Below are 4,242 nucleotides of genomic sequence, written 5' to 3'. Positions count from 1 at the left end.
TCGGGGTGGCGTTCAACGCCAAGCCGGTGGTGCGGGAGGCCGCGCACACGGCGGTGAACGTGCCGTTCCTGGACACGGTGCTCTACCTGCTGGGGATCACCCGCGAGGAGGTCGAGGCCGCGGACGGCGGCGAGGTGCCCTCGCACTGAGCGCCGGAGCGGAGCGTGTAAAAGGGGCCCGCCCGCCGGAAGGCGGCCGGGCCCCTTCGCGTACGGGCCGGAAGTCTGCCGTACGGGTCGGGGGACCGTACGGGCACGGCGGCGGGCCCGGCCGGGCGGAGCAGGGGGCGGTGGGGGCAGGGGTCAGGCGTGGGGGGCCCAGAAGTCCACGAGGCGCCCCACGCCGTGCTCCACCGACTTCCAGGTGCCCTCGAAGGTGACCACGGCGAAGGCGGCGGTCGGGAAGCCGCTGCGGTTCATGCGGGCCAGCAGGTCTCCCTCGGCCTCACCGGACAGGGCGTCGGCGAGGGCGTGCATGCCGGGATTGTGTCCGATGAGCAGCAGGTCGTGGACGTCGTCCTGGACCTCGTTGAGCAGGGCGATGAGCTCGCCGAGCGAGGCCTCGTACATCCGCTCCTCGTAGACGGTCTTCGGGCGCTCGGGAAGCTCGTGCACGGCCAGCTTCCACGTCTCGCGGGTTCTGGCGGCGGTCGAGCAGAGGGCCAGGTCGAAGCGGTGGCCGGCGTCGGCGAGCCGGCGGCCCGCGACGGGGGCGTCCTGGCGTCCGCGCTCGGCGAGCGGCCGCTCGTGGTCGGACACCTGGGGCCAGTCTGCCTTCGCGTGCCGGAGCAGCACGATCCTGCGGGGTGTTTCGACGCTCATGGTCCCCAGCTTCGCACGAATCAGGCTCCGTTGACTCGGAGAGAGAGCGTTTGCTGGACGCGTTCCAGGACCCGCTCGACCCCCGCTTCGCCGGAGGCCGCGTGGGTCTCGCCCGGCCCGGACACGAGGAGCAGGAGAGTGGTGAAGGCGGCCACCGGCAGGGCGAGGGCCCACCAGGGCAGCCGGGTGTCGACGCCCGCGGACGGGGTGGGGTCACTGCTGTGGGAGCGCGTCGGCACGGCCGCCTCCGAGGGGTGGTGGGAATCCGCTTTCCGCGGTGTCTCCACCGTAGGGATCGCGGGCGCACCGGCCCATCGGGTGATCCACCCATGTGTCCCTGAGACGCGCCCCCTAGGGGACAGGGGGGACAGCCCCCGCGGGTCCCCCGGTCAGGGGGAGGCGAGGGTGGCGACGACGGCGATGAGGACCGTGATGCCGAGCATCGCGCCGAGCACGACGAGCAGCTTCTTCTGGCCGTTCTGGGGGTTGGGTTCGAGGACTGGCATGGGCCCAGTCTCGCATCTCAGCACTCGTCCTCGACGGTCCGGTCCCGTCCGGCGAGGATGCCGACGAGCATCTGGGGCACCATGAGGCCGCCCATGAGGGCGATCGGCAGGCCCCAGCCGCCGCTGTGCTGGTAGAGCACGCCCACGAGGAGGGGCCCGGGGATGGAGATGAGGTAGCCGACGCTCTGCGCGAAGGCGGAGAGGCGGACGACTCCGGCACCGGTCCGCGAGCGCATGCCGATCATGGTGAGGGCGAGCGGGAAGGAGCAGTTGGAGACGCCGAGGAGCAGCGCCCAGAGCCAGGCTCCGGCGGCCGGGGCGAGGAGGAGGCCGGTGTAGCCGGCGAGGCCGCAGGTGCCGAGGGCGACGACGATGGGCCCCTGGGTCCGCATCCGGGTCGCGAGGCGCGGGATGACGAAGGCCAGCGGGACGCCCATGACCATGGTGACGGCGAGGAGCACGCCGGCGGTGGAGGCGGGGACGCCGGCGTCGCGGAAGATCTGCGGCATCCAGCCCATCGTGATGTAGGCGCCGGTGGCCTGGAGGCCGAAGAAGCAGCCGAGCGCCCAGGCGGTGCGGGAGCGGGTGACGCGGGGCGCGGGGGCCTCCGCGGTGACCCTGGCGGTGCGGGCGGCGTCCGCGCGCCGCACCTCCCGCGCGGCACCGGAATCGGCACGGGCACCCGGGGTCGGGGTCGTACCCCGGTCCGGGGCCGTACCCGGGCCCGGCGCCGCACCCCGGCCCGACTCGGGTCCCGCGTCCGCTGCGGGCTCCGGGCCCGGGTCCGCCGCCGCACCGCTGGAAGCCGTACCGCTCTCCCCCGTACGATCCCCGCGCCGTCCCCCGGCCGGGTCACGGTCGCGCAGGACGGGGAGCCAGGGCAGGACGGCGAGGGCCGCGAGGGCGGCCCAGACGCCGAGGCCGAGGCGCCAGTCGCCGCCGAGGGCGTCGGTCATCGGGACGGTGGCCGCCGCGGCGACGGAGGTGCCGAGGGCGAGCGCCATCGAGTACAGGCCCGTCATGGAGCCGATGCGGTCGGGGAAGTACCGCTTGACGATGACCGGCATCAGGACGTTGCTGACGGCGATGCCCATGAGGGCGAGCGCGCTGGCGGCGAGGAAGGCGGCGGTGCCGGTGGCGAGGGGCCGGAGTGCGAGGCCGGCGAAGATCGCGGCCATGCCGGCGCACACGACGGCGGCCGGACCGAAGCGGCGGGCGAGGCGGGGCGCGGTGATGCCGAAGACCGCGAAGCAGAGCGGGGGGACGGAGGTGAGGACTCCGGCCACCGTGCCGCTCATGTGGAGGTTCGCGCTGACCTCTTCGAGGAGGGCGCCGAGGCTGGTGATGGCGGGGCGCAGGTTGAACGCGGCCAGGACGAGTCCGACGGTGACGAGGCCCAGGGTCCAGCGCCGGGCGGCGGGGGCGGGCCGGGGCTGCTCCGCCTGTTCCGGGGCGGGGGCGACCTCGGCGGAGGTCAGGCTTCCGGTCGAGCCGGCGGTGGTCCCGGGTGCCGGGGCGGGTGCGGGGATCGCGGCCGGCCGCGTGGTGGGGTCGAGGGTCTTCGGCTCGTCTGGCATGGAACCATCATAGAATCATGGGATGATTGGTTGTCCAATCTCGAACGAATGGGACGGTGCTCCAATGGCCCTCGGCCATCCCCGCCGCACGGGACTCTCCGATCAGGTGATCGCCGAGCTGCGGAACCAGATCACCTCCGGCGAGTGGCCGGTGGGTTCCCGGATCCCGACCGAGCCCGAACTGGTCGAGCAGCTGGGCGTCGCCCGCAACACCGTCCGGGAGGCGGTCCGGGCCCTCGCCCACAACGGTCTGCTCGACATCCGGCAGGGTTCGGGGACGTACGTCGTCGCCACCAGCGAACTCGCCGGCGTCATGCACCGGCGCTTCGCCGGCTCCGACCCCCGGCACGTGGCCGAGCTGCGGTCGACGCTGGAGTCGGCGGCGGCCCGGTTCGCGGCCCTGCGGCGCTCGGAGCGGGACCTCAAGCAGCTCGACGCCCTGCTCGTACGGCGGGAGGAGGCCTGGGAGTCCGGGGACGCGGAGCGGTTCGTGACGGCGGACGCGGCCTTCCACCACGCGGTGGTCGCCGCGTCCGGGAACGAGGTGCTCACCGAGCTGTACGCGGACCTGGGCGATGTGCTGCGGGACTGGCTGCGCGACGACGTGGGGCAGGAGCTGCGGCCGGAGAACCACATGGACCACGCGCGGCTCGTCGACGCGATCCGGGACGGGGACGCGGAGCGGGCCGCCACGGAGGCGGCCGGTTATCCGTTCATGTGCCTGAGGAGTCCCGCGCGGGAGGCGGATCCACCGGCTCGTGGGTGAGCCAGGCGGCCGCGACCTCCTTCCAGCAGCGCGCGGTGACCCGGGCGTAGTCGGTGGGGGCCACGTCGACGGGGGCGCTGTCGGCGTCGAGGTCCCACCACCGCGCGCACTCGACGTGGAGGCGGACCCGGTCGGTCACCGGGTACGGGTTGCGGCAGTAGGCGGTGACGCGGGACCCCTGGACGACCGTGCGGCAGGAGGCGCCGAAGTTCTCGGGCTCCTCGCCCGCGGGCTTCCCGGCCCCGCCGCCCATCCGGGCCGGTACGAGCCCTTCGACCGGCTCCCCGGCCCGCACGGTCTCCCCCGCCGGCTTCCCGGCCCGCGCGGACTCCCCCGTGGGTACGGTCGCGGCGGCGGACAGGTTCCCGGCCGGGGCGGGGGCGGCGCGGACCTCGGCGGCGACGGCGAGCCCGGCGAGCAGGGCGGCGACCGAGGCGAACGCGGCGAAGCCGCTGGATATCACGCGCATGTCCGTACCTCCTCCCCGGCAGTAGCCGGAACATCACGCTCCGACCAGTCTGGAGGGATTCGGGAGACTTTTCGACTTGGGAGCGAAACGCCAGGTCAGGAAC

General features: G+C 74.2%; 6 protein-coding genes and 1 pseudogene. 2 read left to right on the top strand and 5 right to left on the bottom strand.

Translation table 11 applies throughout. The features are described from left to right. Positions 1–149 (top strand): annotated as a pseudogene (locus tag RIF68_RS29085) (phosphoserine phosphatase); the annotation flags it as partial. A 153-nt stretch (positions 150–302) separates the two neighbouring features. Here RIF68_RS29085 and RIF68_RS29080 read toward each other — a convergent pair. From RIF68_RS29080 to RIF68_RS29065, 4 genes are all read right to left on the bottom strand, one after another. Continuing rightward, positions 303–821, bottom strand: a complete 519-nt coding sequence (locus RIF68_RS29080; protein ID WP_309054263.1) for a histidine phosphatase family protein — start codon at positions 819–821, stop codon at positions 303–305. Between the two features lie 20 nt (positions 822–841). Then, positions 842–1,060 (bottom strand): hypothetical protein, encoded by a 219-nt coding sequence (locus tag RIF68_RS29075; protein WP_309054262.1) that lies wholly within the window; start codon positions 1,058–1,060, stop codon positions 842–844. 150 nt (positions 1,061–1,210) lie between these two features. Beyond that, positions 1,211–1,327 (bottom strand): SGM_5486 family transporter-associated protein, encoded by a 117-nt coding sequence (locus tag RIF68_RS29070; RefSeq protein WP_309054261.1) that lies wholly within the window; start codon positions 1,325–1,327, stop codon positions 1,211–1,213. Between the two features lie 17 nt (positions 1,328–1,344). Then, on the bottom strand, positions 1,345–2,904 hold the full coding sequence (locus RIF68_RS29065) for an MFS transporter (protein ID WP_309054260.1): 1,560 nt from the start codon (positions 2,902–2,904) through the stop codon (positions 1,345–1,347). Between the two features lie 64 nt (positions 2,905–2,968). Between RIF68_RS29065 and RIF68_RS29060 the strand changes: the two genes are divergently transcribed. Beyond that, entirely contained in the window at positions 2,969–3,670 is a 702-nt protein-coding gene (locus RIF68_RS29060; protein ID WP_309054259.1) for an FCD domain-containing protein, read from the top strand. On the opposite strand, the gene RIF68_RS36565 is transcribed toward RIF68_RS29060, so the two are convergent. Continuing rightward, positions 3,618–4,139, bottom strand: coding sequence for a hypothetical protein (locus tag RIF68_RS36565; protein WP_375165753.1), 522 nt, complete (start codon positions 4,137–4,139; stop codon positions 3,618–3,620). The genes RIF68_RS29060 and RIF68_RS36565 overlap by 53 nt on opposite strands. Positions 4,140–4,242 lie beyond the last annotated feature (103 nt).

It is taken from the genome of Streptomyces sp. (genome assembly GCF_031178505.1).
In the GTDB taxonomy this organism is placed as follows: Bacteria; Actinomycetota; Actinomycetes; order Streptomycetales; family Streptomycetaceae; genus Streptomyces; species Streptomyces gulbargensis.
Note: the sequence above shows the minus strand (reverse complement) of the source record. Positions and strands in the feature narration are given on the sequence as shown.